Source organism: Rhizobium ecuadorense, from assembly GCF_001187535.1.
GTDB classification, from domain to species: Bacteria; Pseudomonadota; Alphaproteobacteria; order Rhizobiales; family Rhizobiaceae; genus Rhizobium; species Rhizobium ecuadorense.
Genome location: NZ_LFIO01001266.1, coordinates 1 through 17,545 on the forward strand (window position 1 = coordinate 1; position 17,545 = coordinate 17,545).

Consider the following 17,545-nt stretch of genomic DNA (forward strand, 5'->3'; position numbering starts at 1 on the left):
AGTAGAATCAACACCGTGCGCCCTGTCCACTCTTTTTAAACCGGACAGCCGTGGCCTTGAGCCTGGGATCCATGGCCCCGTCTGACGGAGGCCGGCATGGATCCTCAGGTCAAGCCCGAGGATGGCGGAGTGTGGGGTGGCTTGTAGGGGCGCGGCGGCGATTTTTACGTGGGCTTCTCAACCCCATCTGCCCTGCGGGCACTTTTGCCTGGACTAAGACACGTGGCTCGACCCAGGATGTGGCAACAGCCGAATGGAGAGCTGGCTGTCGGTGCGGGGAATGATGGCATCCCAACAACCGACCCGAAAATCTCGGGTCGGTTGAATGTCCCGTTACTCGCGATCGGTCGTGGCGCGCACCGCGACGGCATCAAAGCCATCGCCCGAAAGGTCGATGCTGTTGAAGAGGTCGCGGACGACTTTCGCGATTTCCTCTGCGGAAGCGCCCTTGGCGTATTCTTCCTGCATGCGGCGTCTCACAAGCTTTTCCAAATCTGACATAACTCACCTCATCAAATCCGGCGCGGGAAGAAGTGTCGCGCCGTGGCTGAGCTGAGGCAAGTTACGTTTTGTTTAGAATGGCTTACCGATTTGTAATGTTAGAGCGCGATGTAGCGGTCGGCACGGTGGTTGATGGCGACGAAGAGGTTGAGGACGACGGCGCCGAGGACGGAATAGAAGACCACCGGCGGCGTGGTGACGAAGACGGCGGCGGCCAGCACGCACATATCGATGGCAAGCTGCACGAGGCCGGCGCGGATGCCGAAACGCTCTTGGACATAGACGCCGAGAATGCCGACGCCGCCGAGGCTGGCGCGATGGCGATAAAGCGCCAGCACGCCGAAGCCGAGCAGCAGGCCGCCGAGAAGTGCCGCCCAGGCCGGATGGATGCTGGAAATGGAGAAGAAGCGCGACTGCACGTCTGCCAGCACCGAGGTCAGGCCGATGGCGACGAAGGTCTTGATGGTGAAAGCCATGCCGAGACGCTTCCACGACAGCCAGAAGAACGGCAGATTGAGCAGGAAGAAGGCAAGGCCGAAATTGATGCCGAAAGCATAGTGCAGAAGGAAGGCAACGCCGGCGGTGCTGCCGGTAAGAAGCCCGGCGCTGGCGAGCACGTAGAGGCCGAGGGCGGCAACAAGGCTGCCGGAGAAGATGCCCTGCACGTCTTCGGCCGGGGCATGGCGCGTGGCGCTGGTATTCCAGAAGCCGAGGGCATTGATGAGCTGTGTCATGTCGCCAGTCTCCAACAGCAGACGCGTTCGGGAACACGTCCGGAGGAAAAGCCGGACGCGGTGGATTTTCGATTGTGAAATGAACAGGATCGCCCGGCGTCTTATCGCCGCGCTCTCTGCGGATATCCGTGCAATATCAGTCTTCTTGTGCGCCGATCAAGCGAAATAGGTAAGCAATGCTGTCCTATTAAAAAATCGCAAGAAATATTCGCTCATGCCGGCTTGCGCGTAAGGAACAGAATGCCGGCAACCGGTTTGCCGCCATCTTTGCGAATGACCGTCTTGACGATGTCGAGGATGTCGAAGCCGTGGCGGGCAAGCAGCATCTTCACATAGGTTTCCGAATGGGCATACCGCAGCGACGGCGCGAGATGAAAGCCATCGCCCTCCCCCGCATCCTCGACGGAAAAGGCGAGATCGGCGCCTGATGCGGCAAGGTCTTCGATGATGGCAAAGACGCTTTCGAGATTGCCGAGATACATCAGCACGTCGGCGGCGGTCACCAGATCGGCGCGCCCACGCCCCGCCCCGACAAAGAGACCGGAGAGATCCGGCGCCAGCGAGAGATCGGCCTGGGCGAGGTGATCATAGACCCGCTTCTCCGCGGCTTTGGCCAGCATGTTCTGCGAGAGGTCGAAGCCTTCGAGGCGGCTGACACGGCCATGGATTTCCGGGCCGAGCAGGCCGGTGCCGCAGCCGAGATCGACGGCGCATTCATAATGCCTGCCGGTGGAGGCGACGAGGGCTGCGAGCTTCTGCGGGACGGTGTAATCGAGTTTTTCGACGAGCGCCGATTCGAAACGGTCGGCATAATCGTCGAACAGGCGCTCGACATAGCGGCTCGGCGGTCGGTCCGGCGTGGCGGCGTCGCCGAGAAGGGCGAGCTTGAGGGCGGCGCCGAAAATGTCTTCGGGGTCGAGGGCAAGCGTGTTGCGATAGGCTTCGATCGCCGCTTCGCCCCTGCCCGCCTTTTCGCGGTAGCTGGCAAGGCGATACCAGCCGGCGGCCCAGCCGGGCACGAGTTCGAGGGCCTGCTCCATCAGCTCGGCCGCCGCTTCCGGCTCGCCGCCCTCGTCGAGCATGCGGGCATAATCGGCGCGGCGATCGGCGATGACATCGCCGGAGGAAAGCTGGTGGGGCTGCATCAATGAACCTGTTGTTTGATTGGCATCTGGCCGCGGCCACAAAAAAACTCAAGTCCTATTTCAGAGGCGAAGCGGCCAATTCCGGAAAGGGCTTGCGGGCAGAACGCGGCAACCTTATTCCAAGGGCAAACAGGAGATGGCGCATGTCCGATCAGGTGAACAAGTTCCTCGGCGATTCCTTCGCCCGCACATTGATAAAGCTTGTCGTCGTGTCGCTGATCGTCGGTTTCGTCATGACCGTCTTCGGCCTGACCCCGTGGAACATCATCTATGGGTTCCGGGATTTCATCCTGGAAATCTGGCATCGGGGTTTTTCGGCGCTCGGGCGCGTCGGCGACTATCTTCTGCTCGGGGCGACGATCGTCATCCCGCTCTTCGTCATCCTTCGCCTTTTCAGCTATCGCCGGTAACATGACATCGATCGACCTTTCCAGGCGCAGCCTGCTCATCCTTTCCGGACTTTCGCTTGCCGCCGGCATCGCCGGCTGCACCACCAGCCCGCGCCTCGCCGGCACGCCCTCGAACGGCGAGGACGAGACGGCGAGCGTGCTGCCGCTGGTCAACCAGCTGCGGGCGAAGAACGGCCTGCCGCCGCTTCGCTCCGATCCGGCAGCGAGCACGGCCGCCCTCTTCCAGGCCAAACGCATGGCAAGCGCCGGCAAGATGGCGCATCTGATGGGAATGACCGACAGTTTCGGCGCCCGCGTCAAGGCGAGCGGCGTGCAACTGCCGGCGGCTGAGAATATCGCCTCCGGCCAGCAAAGCGTCGATGCGGTGGTGACCGCCTGGATCAACTCGCCGCATCACCTGGAAAACATGCTCGGGCGTTATGACGGCCTCGGCGTCGCCGTCGCCCACAATGCATCTTCCCGAAACCTGCCCTATTGGGCCATGGTGCTTTCCAGCTGAGGCGATTCGGCCTCGAGATCAGGCCATCATGGACACGCGCGGTAACGACAACAGGTTCGCCTTCGAGGTGACGCACCGGCTGGTGCTGGCGATCGCCATTCCGATGACGCTCGGCTTCGTGACGACGCCGCTGCTCGGGCTGACGAGCACCGCCGTCGTCGGCCATATGGGCAACCCGCAAGCGCTTGCAGGGCTGGCGATCGGTGCGATGCTGTTCGATCTCATCCTCGGCAGTTTCAATTTCCTGCGGGCATCGACGACAGGACTGACAGCGCAGGCTTATGGCCGGCGGGACCAGCACGAGCAACAGGCCGTCTTCTCCAGAGCACTGATCTCGGCGCTCGGCAGCGGGTTGGCGCTGCTCTGTCTTTCGCCGCTGCTGATGGCGGCCGGCTTGCGGCTGATGGGCGCGGACGGTGCGATCGCCGAAGCGACCGCCACCTATTTCTCGATCCGCATGCTGGCGGCGCCGGCAGCGCTGGCGAATTACGCCATCCTCGGCTTCGTGCTCGGGCGCGGACAGGGCGGTGTCGGGCTGCTGCTGCAGGCGCTGATCAACGGCATCAATATCGTGCTGTCGATCTATCTCGGCCTGACGCTCGGCTGGGGCGTGGCCGGTGTCGCCTGGGCAACGATGGCCGGCGAGGCGACCGGCGCGCTCGCCGGGCTGTTCATCGTGCTCAGCGGCTTTGCCAAATCAGAGCGGCCGGCATGGTCGGAGATCTTTTCCCGGCACCGCTTGGCCGAGCTTTTCGCACTCAACCGCGACATCCTGATCCGCACCTTCGTGCTGATCGGCGCCTTCGCCATCATGACGCGGATCGGCACCGGTTTTGGCGCGGTGACGCTTGCCGCCAATGCCGTGCTGATGAATTTCTTTCTGCTGTCGGGCTATTATCTCGACGGGCTTGCCAATGCCGCCGAGCAGATCACCGGCCGGGCGGTCGGCGCCCGTTACCGGCCGGCCTTCGACCGCGGGCTGAAACTCACCACCCTCTGGTCCTTCGGCCTGGCGGCAATCGTTTCCGCCTTCTTCTTCCTCGCCGGGCCCTGGCTAATCTCGGTGCTGACGACCTCGCCCGAGGTGCGGCAGGCCGCAGAGACTTACCTGCCCTGGGCGGCGGTGACCGGGCTGACCGGCGCGCTCGCCTTCCTGATGGACGGGGTCTTCATCGGCGCGACATGGTCGGCCGAGATGCGCAACCGGATGCTGATGTCCTTTGCCGGCTATCTCTTGATGCTCGCCGTCTTCGTGCCGCTCTTTCACAATCACGGCCTGTGGCTGGCGATGAACGCCTTCCTGCTGTTCCGCGGCTTCTTCCTGGCGGTGCTGGTCAAGCCGCGGGCCGATCAGACCTTTCGCGCCGCCCAGTAATCCAGCCTGCTGTCGCGCAACTCGCCGATCCCGGCCGCCTTTTCGCGGTCCATGAGCTTGGAGAGGCCGCGGACGATATCGCCGGGCAGACCGGGGCCTTCATAGACCATGCAGGAATAGAGCTGGACGAGATCGGCGCCCGCCCTGATCTTCTCCAGCGCGGTTTCGGCCGAGGAGACGCCGCCGACGCCGATGATCGGCAGCGCCGGACCGACGCGCTTGCGCATCCTGGCAAGCACGGCCGTCGATTTTTCGAACAGCGGCACGCCGGAGAGACCGCCCGCCTCCTTGGCCTGGCGCTGATCCTTGAGACCGTCGCGCGACAGCGTGGTGTTGGAGACGATCAGCCCATCCAGCGCATGCGACAGCGCCTCGGCCGCGATATCGTCCATGCCTTCCTCGGTCAGATCCGGGGCGATCTTCAAGAAGACCGGCACCTTGCGGCCTGAGGTCACTGCTGCTTCATCGCGCGCCGCCAGCACGGATGATAGCAGTGCGGCCAGGCTTTCGCGCGCCTGCAGGTCGCGCAGGCCCGGCGTGTTCGGCGAGGAGATGTTGGCGGTGAAATAACGCGCGACCGAATGGAAGCGGCGGATGCCGGCGACGTAGTCGGCGATGCGATCCTCGCTGTCCTTGTTGGCGCCGATATTGACGCCGACCATGCCCTTGCCGCTCAGCGCCGCAAGGCGCGCGAAAGCGGCGTCATGGCCTTCATTGTTGAAGCCGAGGCGATTGATGACCGCCTCATCCTCCACCAGCCGGAAGATGCGCGGGCGCGGATTGCCGGATTGCGGCTTCGGCGTCACCGTGCCGATCTCGGTAAAGCCGAAGCCGAGCTTCAACAGCGCCTCCGGCACCTCGGCATTCTTGTCGTAGCCTGCCGCCATGCCGAGCGGATTTTCGAAGGTGAGGCCGGCGACGGTCTGGCTGAGGCGCGGATCGGGCGTAATCTGGCAGGCCGGCACCAGGCCGGATTTCAGCGCGGCGATCGACATGCCGTGCGCCATCTCAGGATCGAACAGGAAGAGACCCTTGCGGGCGAGACGCTTAAAGGGATCGATCATGGCTGCAGCTCCGGAAAGACATGGGCGCCGGCTTGGTCGAGCGGCAACGGCGCTTCCCAGAGCACGGCTGCGAGCGGCAGATCGGCATAAAGATGCGGGAAGAGATCGCCGCCGCGCGAGGCTTCGAACACCAGCTTGTCACCGAAGCTCCCGCCATCGACGGCAATCAGCAGCAGGCCGGCCTGGCCGACAAAATGCAGCGCCGCGGTCTGCTTGACCTGGCCTGCCGTCGAAAAATGGATGAAGCCATCCTTGAGATCGATGCCGGCGCCATGAAAAATGCCGGTTTGTCTGGCTTGCTGCCAGAGCGTTTCCGTCACGATCTTGTAAAGGGTCGGTGTCACGCTCATCATGGCCTCGCCATTGCTGGTCCTCGATCACCAGCGCTTTGCCGGAAAGAGGCGGCGATGTCCACGCCCCGGCAGTTAAAAACAGAGCTACCACAGGCAAAATCAGGAGGATGAGATTATGAAGATTTTGGTTCTGACACTTGGCGTTCTTCTCCTGCCGCTTGGCGCCGTGGCGGCCGAGGCCGATGCAAGTCGGTTCCAGCTGGAAAGGAGCGGCGACCATTTCGTCCGGCTCGACCGGCAGACCGGGGCGATGTCGATCTGCCAGGACAAGGACGGCGCCCTCGTCTGCCGCATGGCGGCCGACGAACGGGCGGCCTATGAGGACGAACTCGATCGGCTTTCCGAGCGGGTGACGAAGCTGGAACAGGGCGGCCCGATCCAGCGGGCGCTGCCAAGCGATGCGGAAATTGACCGCTCGATCGGCATCATGGAAAAGATGATGAAGAGTTTCATGGGGATGGTGAAGGAGTTCCAGACCGAGGAAAACGCCAATCCCCTTCCGCAGAAGACCTGATCTGATATAGTCCTATCAGCAGGCAGGCATGAGAACGCCGAGGGGACGGCGGCGTATGCGGGCACGATCGGGCTCTTGGGAGGGAGTTTTCGATGCAGGAACAAACCATCATCATTGCGGACGACCATCCGCTGTTTCGCGATGCGCTGCGCCAGGCGGTGATCGGCATGGAAGGCCGGCAGGCGATCGTCGAGGCCGGCGATTTCGCTGCCGCCCGCAAGGCGGCAGGCGCCCATGCGGAGGCCGACCTGATGCTGCTCGATCTCGCCATGCCCGGCGTCAGCGGCTTTTCCGGCCTGATGGCGTTGCGCTCGGAATTTGCCAGCCTGCCGATCATCATCGTCTCGGCAACCGACGATGCGACGACGATCCGCCGGGCGCTGGAACTCGGCGCCTCCGGCTTCATTTCCAAATCCGCCGGCATCGACGACATTCGCCGCAGCATCCAGACGGTGCTTGCCGGCGATATCGCCACACCCGAAAACTACCGCGACGGCCAGGAGCAGGATCCTGATGTCGCCGACCTGATCCACCGCCTGCACACGCTGACGCCGCAGCAGAGCCGGGTGCTGACCATGCTCGGCGAAGGCCTTTTGAACAAGCAGATCGCCTATGAACTCGGCGTCTCCGAGGCGACGATCAAGGCGCATGTCTCGGCGATCCTCTTGAAACTCGACGTCGACAGCCGAACGCAGGCGGTCATCCAGCTCGGCAAGATCAACATGGCGATGGTCGCCTGAAACGCGTGCAATAACAGGATTTTATTCCTCTTTTGCCTTTACTCGGACGGCACGGTCGGTTAATATTCCGCCCGGCTGACGCGCGGATGTGCCGCGCGCGGAATCGGGCGCCTATGCTGTCACACGACCAAATCTGGGGGGCGATCGACAGGCTTGCCGAGCGGCACGAGCTGACGCCATCCGGTCTTGCGCGCCGCGCCGGGCTCGACCCCACCTCCTTCAACAAATCGAAACGGCTTTCCGCCGACGGGCGGCTGCGCTGGCCCTCGACGGAATCGATCGCCAAGGTGCTCGATGCCACAGGGGCGAGCGTCGAGCAGTTCCTTGCCTTCCTGCAGCCGGATGCCGGGTTTTCCAGGAAGCCGGCCGGGCAGCCTGACGGCGCCTTTCCACCGCAGGGCAGCTCTATTCCGCTGCTCGGCTTTGCCCAGGCCGGCGCCGGCGGCTTCTTCGACGATGGCGGTTTTCCGGCCGGCCAGGGCTGGGACGTCGTGGAATTTCCGGCAACCCCGTCGCAGAAATCCGCCGTCTATGCGCTGGAGGTGCAGGGCGAGAGCATGATGCCGCTCTACCGCGATGGCGACGTGCTGATCGTCGAGCCCGGCGCGCAGGTGCGCCGCAACGACCGCGTCGTGGTGCGCACATGCGAGGGCGAGGTGATGGCCAAGGTGCTGCTGCGGCAGAGCCCGCGCTCGATCGAGCTCCTGTCGCTCAATCCCGAACATCCCAACCGCACCCTCGAGCTTTCCGATGTCGATTGGATCGCCCGCATCATCTGGGCCAGCCAATAGGAAGATATTCCATGCGCCCTGCCGCCGTCTTCACAGGTCTCACAGGGATAGTGGTGGTGGCCGGCCTGCTGATGGCGGGGGAGGCAAGGCTGCGGGGCGGCACCGCCGGCGATGAGACCGTGTCTGCCGAGGAGACAGCGACGGCGGTGGAGCCCGCCGCGCAGGCCGGTGAACCGGCTGCGATTTCGGACGAGCGTGCCGAAGTGATCGTCCGCTCGACGGAACCGGCGGCGCAACCGCCAGCGCCGCCCTCGCCCGGTCCAGCCAGTGGCACGGCGCCCAAACCCGCCGATCGCGAGCCACGCGCCGAGACGGCCGCCGCGCAAGCCGCAGGTCCGGCCGCGAAGACGCCGATGGAGCTGGCGCGGCCGGCGGTCGACAATGCCGGCCTTCTCTCCTTCGGCGAGCGCAAGCTTCAGCTTGCCGGCGTGGTGCCGACGCCGGCCGACAGGATATGCGGGCCGACAGGCCGGCAATGGCCCTGCGGCATGATGGCGAAGACGGCGCTGCGCCAGCTATTGCGCAACCGCAGCATTGCCTGCGATCTCGACGCGGCCGTATGGACGGAAACGGCGACCGCCGCCTGCCGGCTCGGCACTCAGGATCTCAGCGCATGGCTTGTCGAAAACGGCTGGGCCGAGGCTGCGGCGGGCTCACCGCTTGCATGGGCTGCCGAAAAGGCCAGGCAGGCGGGAAAAGGTCTTTATGGCGACGATCCGCGCCGGAGATAACCGGCGGCCTTGACAGGGAGCCGATCCCTTGTAATGCCGGCTGCCAATTCCCACTCTGGGCTGATCGAAAAAGGAATCAGAGATGAACAAACCGCTTTCCGCCCATGATGCGCTGATCTACGTGATGGTGATGGCCTCAGCCGTCGACAGCACGATGAACGACCGGGAGATGGAAAGGATCGGACAACTGATCGGGTTCCTGCCGGTTTTCCGGGATTTCGACGACGACAAGCTGATTTCGGTGGCGCGCGACTGCGCCTCGCTGCTTTCAGGGCCTGAAGGCCTCGACGTCGTTCTCGAAACTGTGCGCGACACTCTGCCGGCAAAACTCTACGACACGGCCTATGCGCTGGCCGTCGAAGTCGCCTCCGCCGATCTCTCCGTCAAAGCCGAGGAATTGCGGCTGCTCAGCCTGCTGCGCGACCGGCTCGGCCTCGACAAGCTCACCTGCGCGGCGATCGAGCGCAGCGCCATTGCCCGCTTCCGCAAGGGCTGACCTTTAAGCTCTCTGTTCTTATGCATGTCGTTATCCCGGAACCGCTGCACACTTCCGGGCGACATGCATGAAGGCTCAATAAAGCCCGTAAGGAAAATAGCGCAGATAGATTTCCTGAAGACGGCCGTTGCGCGACAGCGTGGCGAGCGCGTGGTCGATCGCCGCCGTCAGCACGCTGTCCTTCTGCCGCAGCATGATCGTCATGCCCTCGCCCAGGAAATGCTCGGAGAGGTAGGGCCCGTCGAACAGGGCACAGCATTTGGCCGAGGCCGGGGATGAAACCCAGAAGGAAAGCTGCAGCGCATCGGCGAAGGCGGCATCGACCTTGCGCTCCTTCAGCGCCGCAAGCAGGGCATCCTTGGTGTCGAAGGCTTGGGCATTGATCGCAGGGAAGAAGGCGGCCAGCATCGCCTCGTGCACCGTCCCCTTGACGACACCGACCGGATGCTTGGAAAGCGCGTCAGCCGTCTTGCCGTCGAGCGGCACAGCGAGATTGCGCACGAAACGGGCCGGCAGCATCAGATATGGCCGGGAAAAAACGAACCGCCGGCGCAGCTCCGGCGTCACGGCAAGACCGGCGATCACGGCATCGCCCTGCGAGGCGGCGAGCGCATCTTTCAGGTCGGCGAAAGGGAGCGCCTGGATCTGGCACTTGTCCGAAATCTCCAGCTCGCTGCAGATTTCGCGGGCGAGATCGACGTTGAAACCGGAAAGCTTGCCGTTCTGATCGGTGAAATTGAACGGCGGAAAATCGACCGAGGTCAGGAAGCGCAGCCGCACCAGCGAGGAGAGATCGGGCCGCGCCAGACGTTCACGGGCATCGAAAAGCAGCGGCAGCGACGGTGTTGCCTGCTGGGCGGATGCGGGAAGGCCCGAAAACAGCACTGCGAACGCGAGAAGAGCCCTCAGAATCGGAAATGCCTGTTTGGATTCGATCATCGTGGTCTCGGGTTAAAGCGCGAAGCGTTGCCGCGAGATGTAACAGAGTCATGCGGGACGGGGAATATCTATGGGACGGATCGTGCCGCATCCGCCCCTCATCCACCTGCCGGCACCTTCTCCCCGCCTGCGGGGCGAAGGGGATTTGCCGCGACCTCTCCGTCCCTCGCCAACGTCTCGCAGGGCACGTCCCCTCGCCCCGTTTTTACGGGGGTCCGAAGGACGGGTCGAGACCAGTGGCTCGACCCCGGCAAGGGTTAGGGTGAGGGGCAGCCTTCGGCGCGGTGGCAGCCGTGGCGGCTTGCCCTCCTTGTCCCCAAAAATCACCGCATCACCACCCCGCCGTTAGCGCGGAATTAAAGAATATCGCCTCTATTTGTGACGACGACACGGACCCGCCGGCCGATTGCATGATGCATGCGTCAACTCCGCCATAATCCCTGAGCCGCGACACTCACGCGGCGCTCTGTTTGAAACAATTCATTTCAAAGCACCGGGCGCGCGACGCCCGGTCAACCGGGTGACATTTCCATGTTGAAGCATCTGAAAATCCGCACGAAAATGATATCGGTCGTGGCGCTGCTCGGGCTGATCACGATGGCCGGGCTGGTCTATGTCATCGCCGAGTTCCGCCGTGCGGACGCCGCCTACAGCGCCTTCATCGATCATGAAGCGCTGGCCTCGATGCAGGGCGCGCGCGCCAGCGCCTCGCTGGTGGCCTCGGTGCTGCAGGTAACCCTGCTTGCCGAGATGAAGCCCGATACGCCGGCTTTCGACACAGCGCTCGCCGCGCCGAGCAGGCTGCCGCAGGCCCGTGACCGGATGAAAGATGCGCTGGCGCTGGTGCCCAGCCGCAAGGCGGCGATCGATGACATTCAGGCCGGCATCGATGAGATCGAAACGCTGGCGAACAAGATTATCGAGCAGAGCAAAGCCAAGGACAGCGCCGGGGCGCTGGCGAATGTTGCGCTGATCAATGCCAAGCTCAATGCGCTGATACCGAAGTTGACCGCCAACAATGATGCGATGATGGCGATGCTCAACGACGGCGGCGATGCGCTTTCGGCTTCGGTCAACGAGCGGATCGTCTTCTGCCTCTTTCTGATCGGCATTGCCGTGCTCGCCGCCGTCGGCTTCAGCGTCGTCGTCGCCCAGATCGGCATTGCCGGCCCGATGACGCAGTTGCGCCAGCGCATGACCCGGCTTGCCGAGGGCGATACCACAAGCGATGTCGGCGGCCTCGACCGCGGCGACGAAGTCGGTCAGATGGCAAAGGCCGTCTCGATCTTCCGCGACAATGCGATCGAGCGTGGGCGGATCGAGGCGCGCGCCGAGGCCGACCGTAACCTCAGTGACAGCGAACGCCGCGAACGCGACGCGCAGAGAACCCGAGAAGCAGCCGAACTCGAAGGCGCCGTGACCGCGCTCGGCGACGGTCTGCGCCGGCTTGCCGCCGGCGATCTCGCCTCGCATATCGACCAGCCTTTCGTCGCCCATCTCGATGCGCTGCGCGAGGATTTCAACAACTCGGTCGAGAAGCTCAACGAGGCGCTGCATACGGTCGGCGCCAATGCCCGGGCGATCGGCGCCGGCGCCAACGAAATTCGGTCTTCGGCAGACGAGCTTTCCCGGCGGACGGAACAGCAGTCGGCCTCCGTCGAAGAGACGGCGGCGGCGCTGGAGGAGATCACCACCACGGTGCGCGACGCCGCCAGGCGCGCCGAGGAGGCGAGCCAGCTCGTCGCCCGCACCCGCCTCGGCGCCGAAAAGTCCGGCGAGATCGTCCGCAGGGCCGTCTCCGCCATGCAGCAGATCGAAAAATCCTCGGGCGAGATTTCCAACATCATCGGCGTCATCGACGACATCGCCTTCCAGACCAATCTGCTGGCGCTGAACGCCGGCGTCGAAGCCGCGCGCGCCGGCGAGGCCGGCAAAGGCTTTGCGGTCGTCGCCCAGGAAGTGCGCGAGCTCGCCCAGCGCTCGGCCAAGGCGGCAAAGGAAATCAAGGACCTGATCACCAATTCCGGCACGCATGTGCAGACCGGCGTCTCGCTGGTCGGCGAAACCGGCAAGGCGCTCGACTCGATCGTCGCCGAGGTGCAGGAGATCAACCAGCACGTCCACGCCATCGCCGAAGCCTCGCGCGAACAGTCGATCGGGCTGCAGGAGATCAACACCGCCGTCAACACCATGGACCAGGGCACGCAGCAGAACGCGGCGATGGTCGAGCAGTCCACCGCCGCCAGCCACAGCCTGGCGACGGAAGCGGCAGCGCTGAACAGCCTGCTCGGCCAATTCCGGCTGACCGGCACCGGCGGCTTTGCCGCCGCCGCCCCGATCGCCTCGACCCGACCGTCGGCACCCGCACCACGCACCGCCGCGCGCCCGGTGGCCAAGGCACCCGCAATCCGCGTCGCGAGGGAAGGTGCGGCCCGCCCGACCACCTCGCCCGCCCGCGCCCTCGGCCAAACCCTCGCCAACGCCTTCGGCGGTGGCAACGCGCCGAAAAGCCAGGATGGTGACTGGACGGAGTTCTGAGGCAAATAATACCAGCGTTCGCCGCCTGCCCCTCATCCGCCTGCCGGCACCTTCTCCCCGCCTGCGGGGCGAAGGGGACATGCGGCACCCTCTCCGTCCCCCGCCAATGTTTCGTGTGGCACGTCCCCTCTCCCCGTTTTTACGGGGGTCCGAAGGACGGGTCGAGACCAGCGGCTCGACCCCGGTTGGGTTAGGGTGAGGGGCAGCCTCGGGCGCAAACCGGAAGCCGCGCGGCCAGTTTAACCCGGCCGCCACCCCACCTCGACAAGGATATTCCCCGGCGCCGTGCAATAAAACAGCCAGCCGCCGCGCATAGCGGCCGGCGGGCCTGACAGAACCGCGCCGGCAGCCACAAGCCCGGCATGGACCGTATCGACATCCGCCCTTTCAGGCAGGATGAAACCGATATGATAGGTTTGCCGCCCTATCTCCACCTGGTCGGCGCTGCCGAACTTGGCGATGGCGTGGCTGAGGACGATTTCAAGGCCGGCATCGTCCTCCAGGATCGCGAGGCCATTGTTGCCGCGCATGTCCTTGAGCGTCAGGCCGAAATGGCGGATGAAGAAATCCGCCGTCTCAGTGATATCGGGTACGTGAAAATCGAGATGGTTCAGGCGCATGACAGTCTCCGTTCAAAAAAATCCCGGGACTGCCTTTTGCCGTCTCCGCACGCCGCCGGGATCCTGCATTTTCATGCGGATCACGTCGCGGGTTCTCGTGCAATGGGCCACGGAGCAGAGCTTCGCAGGAGCGCTACAGCGCCCTGACGGAAGGGATCGGGCTTACCTCAACCGATCCTGCCTTTTTCGACGCTGCCGATCTAGCAGACGGCGCCGGTTTCGGCAATGGAAAGGCTGAAGCGATCACGACGCTCCAGGCGGTGCTTCTCGAAGGATTGCAACTGGCCATGCCGTTTGCATGATGCGCCGGCGCCAATAGAGAGTAAGATCGCTTCGTCGGCGGCATCGGAAGGGATGGACATGAAACCCGCACTCATCGGCCTGATCGGCACCCTCATTCTCACCGCGTGCAGCACCGTTAGCTATAGCGGCCCCGGCCTTGAACCGATCCCGGGAAGCATCACCTATAGTGGCCAGCCACGCAGCAAGCTCACCAAATCACCTGCTGGTTCCGCCTTTCCGCATGATTTCATCGACCAGTACGGCCAGCAGGTGGAGGAAACCTATATCATCCAACCCGATCGCAGCCTGATCATCGCGCACCGGCGGTACAAGCCTATCCGGTTTTTTGGGGATTAGGTTCTGGTCGCCACTGCCTGCCCCTCGTCAGCGGATTGAGCAAATCGCACGTCTTGTGGACGCTACGCGGTTTGAAGCTTATTCCGTCCCATGCTACGCTATCGTGTCGTAAAGACGATCCGCATCCTTCAATAAATTACTTTGCAAATCCGAAATGCAACTGCCGCATGCTCATGAGCTCCCCCTTGATGCGAATGGTCGCTCGAAAGGGCAGTTCCTGAAACTCTAAGTCTCGTGTTTTCGTGCGGGACCGTTGTGTCGCGATCGAGCGTGCCTTTGCGCTGACCTCCTCCTAGAGGAGATGTAATGCCTTCTACGCTGTGAGTGTGCTGACCGCCGCCATGTTCGTGAGCCCCATCTCCTTCATTGTTAATAGGATTTCCGGCGACGTCTTTGCTCACCTTCAGGAGGCGACCGTGGAATTGTTCGGTGACGTCTTGAAATTGTCTTCCGGGGCATCTTCTCTCCATTAAAATATAGGAGCCGACAGGCAGCCTATTCGCCTCTAATTCCGCTTCCAGTCGCTGCAAGCGACCAACCGCATCGGTTAGCATGTCCGTCAATTCTCGCTCGCTAAAAGGCTGGGTATCGGTTGCATTTTGAGCAACGGCGCTCCCCCCAACGGCGCAGATTAACAGTCCGATTACCGCAGTTCGAATTTTGACCTGGCGCATTTCGACTCTCCCTCAACGGTAGAGTCAATTGCTATCAAATCCACTTTAAAATGAAAACTACACACTTATAGTAGTAAACTGACAACATATACTACTTATGAGTATGACTGGTGTAACGACGGTTCCTTGATCCGCCAAATTGCACAGGCAGAGCATCGATTTATCAAACAACGCCAGGGAGTATCGAGCGATCGGACAGCGACGACTTACCAAGGCGCAAAGGTCCGTATTGATCTATTCTAAAGCCCATCCATCGAGTTCGTGGACAAGCCATTGAACTATAGCAAACGCAAAACAGGCCAACCGATCACCATGCAAGTTTCCTGCAATGCAAATACTGACGAACACACTATTTGATTGCCGATTCATCAAGTTAGCTACATCCAAATAGCCTGAGCCACAACATAGCGAATCCGTCGCACGGTAACTGGCCCAATAAGATAGACCTGCTTCAATTGGTAATCTGAGGCTTTCGCTACTTGTCCAACAGTCAAATATCCGTTCGCTCGAAGTCGCCCAATTTTGTCATCCGTTAATCCGTAGGGGTAAGCTGTTGATTTTGCCAAAACTTCGACGGGCTTCGTCAAAATCGCAAGTTCGCCGCTCTCATCCGCCAGCGTGGGGAGAGTAAGGGACTGAAATGTATTACTCGAAACGTGGATCTCAGAGATTTCCGGAGCTCCTGCAATCCATTGGTCCATGGCCTCGATTGAGAGACGTTGGCTGGGCGTCTTATCGAGCAGATTACACAAGTTAATCGCGAAAACCGCTCCCCGTCCCCCAGACTTCATCGCTCGCGACGCCTCCCTCCGGGAGATGAAGCCAAGATATTCCAGGACCTCAAAAATCTTACCAAACTGCGCCAGGAATTGCCTGTGTATGAGAACACGGTCCTGTGAGACCGCCTTGCCTCTTGAGGCCTTTACAGCATAATCGACGATGGCCTCCACCAACTCACGCGCAGGTTCAATGAGAGGCTCGTAGACGCCGAGCTTCGGAGCAACTTCGTCCATCAGCGGCCAGTAGTAGTCGGTCGCGAGCGCCAAAAGACATGTATTTACGTCTGGAATGCTTATTCTTTCAATTTGATCAAAACGATTGCAAGCAAGAATAAATCCACGCATGTTTCCAACAACAGCTCGACCGATGAGGTTTGCGAATTGCTCTGGAGAAAGTCTCTCTGAAAAGCGCTCGGACAAGGCGATAGTTGGATATCGAGCTTTCAAAACCTCCAAGAAAAAATGCCTATCTTTTGCTACGTCTGATCGACTTATTTCCAATACCGTAGAATCATTATAAACGTCGAACCGCGTTCCGAATTTAGTAACCCCCGGATAAATTGACGCTTTGCACGAAACCAAGCTGCTGGATATAGTACGAAAAAGGTCGAAAAATACCTCAAGTGGCTTTTCACGGCCGATATGTGCAGCGTCATCGAATAGAAGAACAACACGCTTATGAGCGAATTGAGCTAATGTGCTCAGAGCCTGCTGCAGCGAAGCGACTTCATTGACAACTGGAAATGACACCCGGTGCTGCTGCTCAGCGAGTTCCTCCTGAATTTTCTTGGAGAGCAACTGACAAAAATGCATGACATATTCATCGCCGTCGGACTGTAGCAACGGTAAATAGCGCAGGCTGACGTAGACCGGTATGACCGCGCCGAGTTCGCGCATACGACGATGAGCTTCGAGCAAGAGGGCACTTTTTCCACTTCCTCGGCCTCCGCGAATGAGGACGGGGCCATGAGCAACAAGTTTGCGGATGATGACGTCATCATGAGATGAGAATTTATGAATATTGGCAAAGTCTGCAGGCGGGCATTCCTCGGCGGCCAAAATCAATGTGGCGTCGATTTCCTCTTCTAGTTGACCTGTCACGGCACTATCTCTCTTAGCTGGATGTAATATTCTACCGCGGCCTCTGCACTCAGAGAAGCGTAAGCGGTCGGTACAAAATGCGATATCAGACCTAATCCCGCGATATTAACGATCGTATCTCTAATTAACGTCTTGACCGTTACTTCGTCCATCTGCAGGCTGCTACTGAAAAACTCCCAATGCACCCCCTTGGACAGCTGTGAGTAGAGCTGCCTAAATCTTCCCTTGATCTCCGATATGTATTTCTCGCTCTCCAACGAACGCATATCGTCCAGCTGGGGGGCATCATTTCCCCCAATATAGTCCAGCATTGCATCCACAGCAGGGCGCCAGTACACATGCTCGAGATGTGCGGAAAACAACGAACGGCTGATTTTCACCAACTCGTGATCCGCATCCCACAAAACCGCAGAGGGTTTTTCTTCTGGAATTACGTCACCCGCCCAAGAAAACGCTGACTTGACGCGTTTACCTGACAGATACTCTGGCCTTGATTGAAATTCGCTGAGATAGAGAATTCTGAAGGGATCAAGCCTACCGACCAGCGCTGCGCATCCGTTCTCAAGGATAACGCGCGCACAAAATGGCCCGAAGATCGTGACTTCATCCGATGAAGCGGCCGTAAGGTATTGAATAGTTCGATCGGAGAAGTTTGCTAAAGACGTGTTTAACTGATTCAGTGCTATTTTGCCCAGCCCTTCGGCGGTTGGTGATCCGCACAAGAGCGGCGGGAAGCTCGTCATTGTCACTCCTGTAATGAGAGCCACTCTAGTTACGCGCCTGAGGTCAATAGACCGCGGTTCTACTTCTATGTTCTTTATCGATAACCTCTGACCTGCCACTGAGCATTTCCTCCAGAATGGATTAGAGTCCGGCCTATTAAAGGACGGACGAATGAAGAA

Annotated in this window: 21 protein-coding genes; 10 read left to right on the forward strand and 11 right to left on the reverse strand. The window is 61.1% G+C overall.

Going from position 1 to position 17,545, the window contains the following annotated elements:
- Positions 1–333: 333 nt before the first annotated feature.
- The 3 genes from AF337_RS46115 to AF337_RS26065 all read right to left on the reverse strand — a co-directional run bounded on the left by AF337_RS46115 (position 334) and on the right by AF337_RS26065 (position 2,380).
- Positions 334–468, reverse strand: a complete 135-nt coding sequence (locus tag AF337_RS46115; RefSeq protein WP_274534063.1) for a hypothetical protein — start codon at positions 466–468, stop codon at positions 334–336.
- A gap of 131 nt (positions 469–599) precedes the next feature.
- Entirely contained in the window at positions 600–1,235 is a 636-nt protein-coding gene (locus tag AF337_RS26060; RefSeq protein ID WP_049734379.1) for a YitT family protein, read from the reverse strand.
- A 212-nt stretch (positions 1,236–1,447) separates the two neighbouring features.
- A complete protein-coding gene (locus tag AF337_RS26065; RefSeq protein WP_049734380.1) occupies positions 1,448–2,380 on the reverse strand; it encodes a class I SAM-dependent DNA methyltransferase in 933 nt (310 codons plus the stop codon).
- 143 nt (positions 2,381–2,523) lie between these two features.
- Between AF337_RS26065 and AF337_RS26070 the strand changes: the two genes are divergently transcribed.
- The 3 genes from AF337_RS26070 to AF337_RS26080 are packed head-to-tail and all read left to right on the forward strand — an operon-like array spanning position 2,524 to position 4,664.
- The gene (locus tag AF337_RS26070; RefSeq protein ID WP_049734395.1) at positions 2,524–2,790 is read left to right on the forward strand and encodes a DUF6460 domain-containing protein; all 267 of its coding nucleotides are present in this window, start codon (positions 2,524–2,526) and stop codon (positions 2,788–2,790) included.
- A 1-nt stretch (position 2,791) separates the two neighbouring features.
- On the forward strand, positions 2,792–3,289 hold the full coding sequence (locus tag AF337_RS26075) for a CAP domain-containing protein (protein ID WP_049734381.1): 498 nt from the start codon (positions 2,792–2,794) through the stop codon (positions 3,287–3,289).
- A gap of 28 nt (positions 3,290–3,317) precedes the next feature.
- A complete protein-coding gene (locus AF337_RS26080; protein ID WP_049734382.1) occupies positions 3,318–4,664 on the forward strand; it encodes an MATE family efflux transporter in 1,347 nt (448 codons plus the stop codon).
- Here AF337_RS26080 and AF337_RS26085 read toward each other — a convergent pair.
- Together AF337_RS26085 and AF337_RS26090 are read right to left on the reverse strand one after the other, a co-directional pair.
- Complete coding sequence (locus AF337_RS26085; RefSeq protein WP_049734383.1) at positions 4,640–5,728, reverse strand: quinone-dependent dihydroorotate dehydrogenase; 1,089 nt, start codon at positions 5,726–5,728, stop codon at positions 4,640–4,642. The genes AF337_RS26080 and AF337_RS26085 overlap by 25 nt on opposite strands.
- Positions 5,725–6,078: a DUF952 domain-containing protein gene (locus AF337_RS26090; protein WP_049734396.1), complete on the reverse strand. Its 354-nt coding sequence runs from the start codon at positions 6,076–6,078 to the stop codon at positions 5,725–5,727. Before AF337_RS26090 ends, AF337_RS26085 begins: the two co-directional genes overlap by 4 nt.
- 118 nt (positions 6,079–6,196) lie before the next feature.
- Between AF337_RS26090 and AF337_RS26095 the strand changes: the two genes are divergently transcribed.
- From AF337_RS26095 to AF337_RS26115, 5 genes are all read left to right on the forward strand, one after another.
- The gene (locus AF337_RS26095) at positions 6,197–6,595 is read left to right on the forward strand and encodes a hypothetical protein (RefSeq protein ID WP_049734384.1); all 399 of its coding nucleotides are present in this window, start codon (positions 6,197–6,199) and stop codon (positions 6,593–6,595) included.
- A 92-nt stretch (positions 6,596–6,687) separates the two neighbouring features.
- Complete coding sequence (locus tag AF337_RS26100; protein ID WP_049734385.1) at positions 6,688–7,335, forward strand: response regulator; 648 nt, start codon at positions 6,688–6,690, stop codon at positions 7,333–7,335.
- A 113-nt stretch (positions 7,336–7,448) separates the two neighbouring features.
- On the forward strand, positions 7,449–8,126 hold the full coding sequence (locus AF337_RS26105) for a S24 family peptidase (protein ID WP_049734386.1): 678 nt from the start codon (positions 7,449–7,451) through the stop codon (positions 8,124–8,126).
- 11 nt (positions 8,127–8,137) lie between these two features.
- Positions 8,138–8,857, forward strand: coding sequence for a thermonuclease family protein (locus tag AF337_RS26110; RefSeq protein WP_049734387.1), 720 nt, complete (start codon positions 8,138–8,140; stop codon positions 8,855–8,857).
- 82 nt (positions 8,858–8,939) lie between these two features.
- Positions 8,940–9,353 carry a tellurite resistance TerB family protein gene (locus AF337_RS26115; protein ID WP_049734388.1) on the forward strand — a complete coding sequence of 138 codons (414 nt, stop codon included), beginning with the start codon at positions 8,940–8,942 and terminating at the stop codon, positions 9,351–9,353.
- Positions 9,354–9,428: 75 nt separating this feature from the next.
- Here the strand turns inward: AF337_RS26115 and AF337_RS26120 are convergent, their stop codons facing one another.
- Positions 9,429–10,292 (reverse strand): transporter substrate-binding domain-containing protein, encoded by an 864-nt coding sequence (locus AF337_RS26120; protein ID WP_049734389.1) that lies wholly within the window; start codon positions 10,290–10,292, stop codon positions 9,429–9,431.
- Between the two features lie 531 nt (positions 10,293–10,823).
- Between AF337_RS26120 and AF337_RS26125 the strand changes: the two genes are divergently transcribed.
- Entirely contained in the window at positions 10,824–12,830 is a 2,007-nt protein-coding gene (locus tag AF337_RS26125) for a methyl-accepting chemotaxis protein (RefSeq protein WP_049734390.1), read from the forward strand.
- 239 nt (positions 12,831–13,069) lie between these two features.
- Here AF337_RS26125 and AF337_RS26130 read toward each other — a convergent pair whose 3' ends face one another.
- Both AF337_RS26130 and AF337_RS43370 read right to left on the reverse strand, forming a co-directional pair.
- Complete coding sequence (locus tag AF337_RS26130) at positions 13,070–13,450, reverse strand: VOC family protein (protein ID WP_049734391.1); 381 nt, start codon at positions 13,448–13,450, stop codon at positions 13,070–13,072.
- Positions 13,451–13,650: 200 nt separating this feature from the next.
- Positions 13,651–13,812 (reverse strand): hypothetical protein, encoded by a 162-nt coding sequence (locus AF337_RS43370; RefSeq protein ID WP_160320360.1) that lies wholly within the window; start codon positions 13,810–13,812, stop codon positions 13,651–13,653.
- Between AF337_RS43370 and AF337_RS26135 the strand changes: the two genes are divergently transcribed.
- Positions 13,811–14,089 (forward strand): hypothetical protein, encoded by a 279-nt coding sequence (locus AF337_RS26135; RefSeq protein WP_049734392.1) that lies wholly within the window; start codon positions 13,811–13,813, stop codon positions 14,087–14,089. The genes AF337_RS43370 and AF337_RS26135 overlap by 2 nt on opposite strands.
- 128 nt (positions 14,090–14,217) lie before the next feature.
- On the opposite strand, the gene AF337_RS42605 is transcribed toward AF337_RS26135, so the two are convergent.
- From AF337_RS42605 to AF337_RS26145, 3 genes are all read right to left on the reverse strand, one after another.
- Positions 14,218–14,763: a hypothetical protein gene (locus AF337_RS42605; RefSeq protein WP_152971198.1), complete on the reverse strand. Its 546-nt coding sequence runs from the start codon at positions 14,761–14,763 to the stop codon at positions 14,218–14,220.
- A 377-nt stretch (positions 14,764–15,140) separates the two neighbouring features.
- Complete coding sequence (locus tag AF337_RS26140) at positions 15,141–16,643, reverse strand: ATP-binding protein (RefSeq protein WP_152971199.1); 1,503 nt, start codon at positions 16,641–16,643, stop codon at positions 15,141–15,143.
- Entirely contained in the window at positions 16,640–17,386 is a 747-nt protein-coding gene (locus AF337_RS26145; RefSeq protein ID WP_152971200.1) for a hypothetical protein, read from the reverse strand. Before AF337_RS26145 ends, AF337_RS26140 begins: the two co-directional genes overlap by 4 nt.
- Between the last annotated feature and the right edge of the window lie 159 nt (positions 17,387–17,545).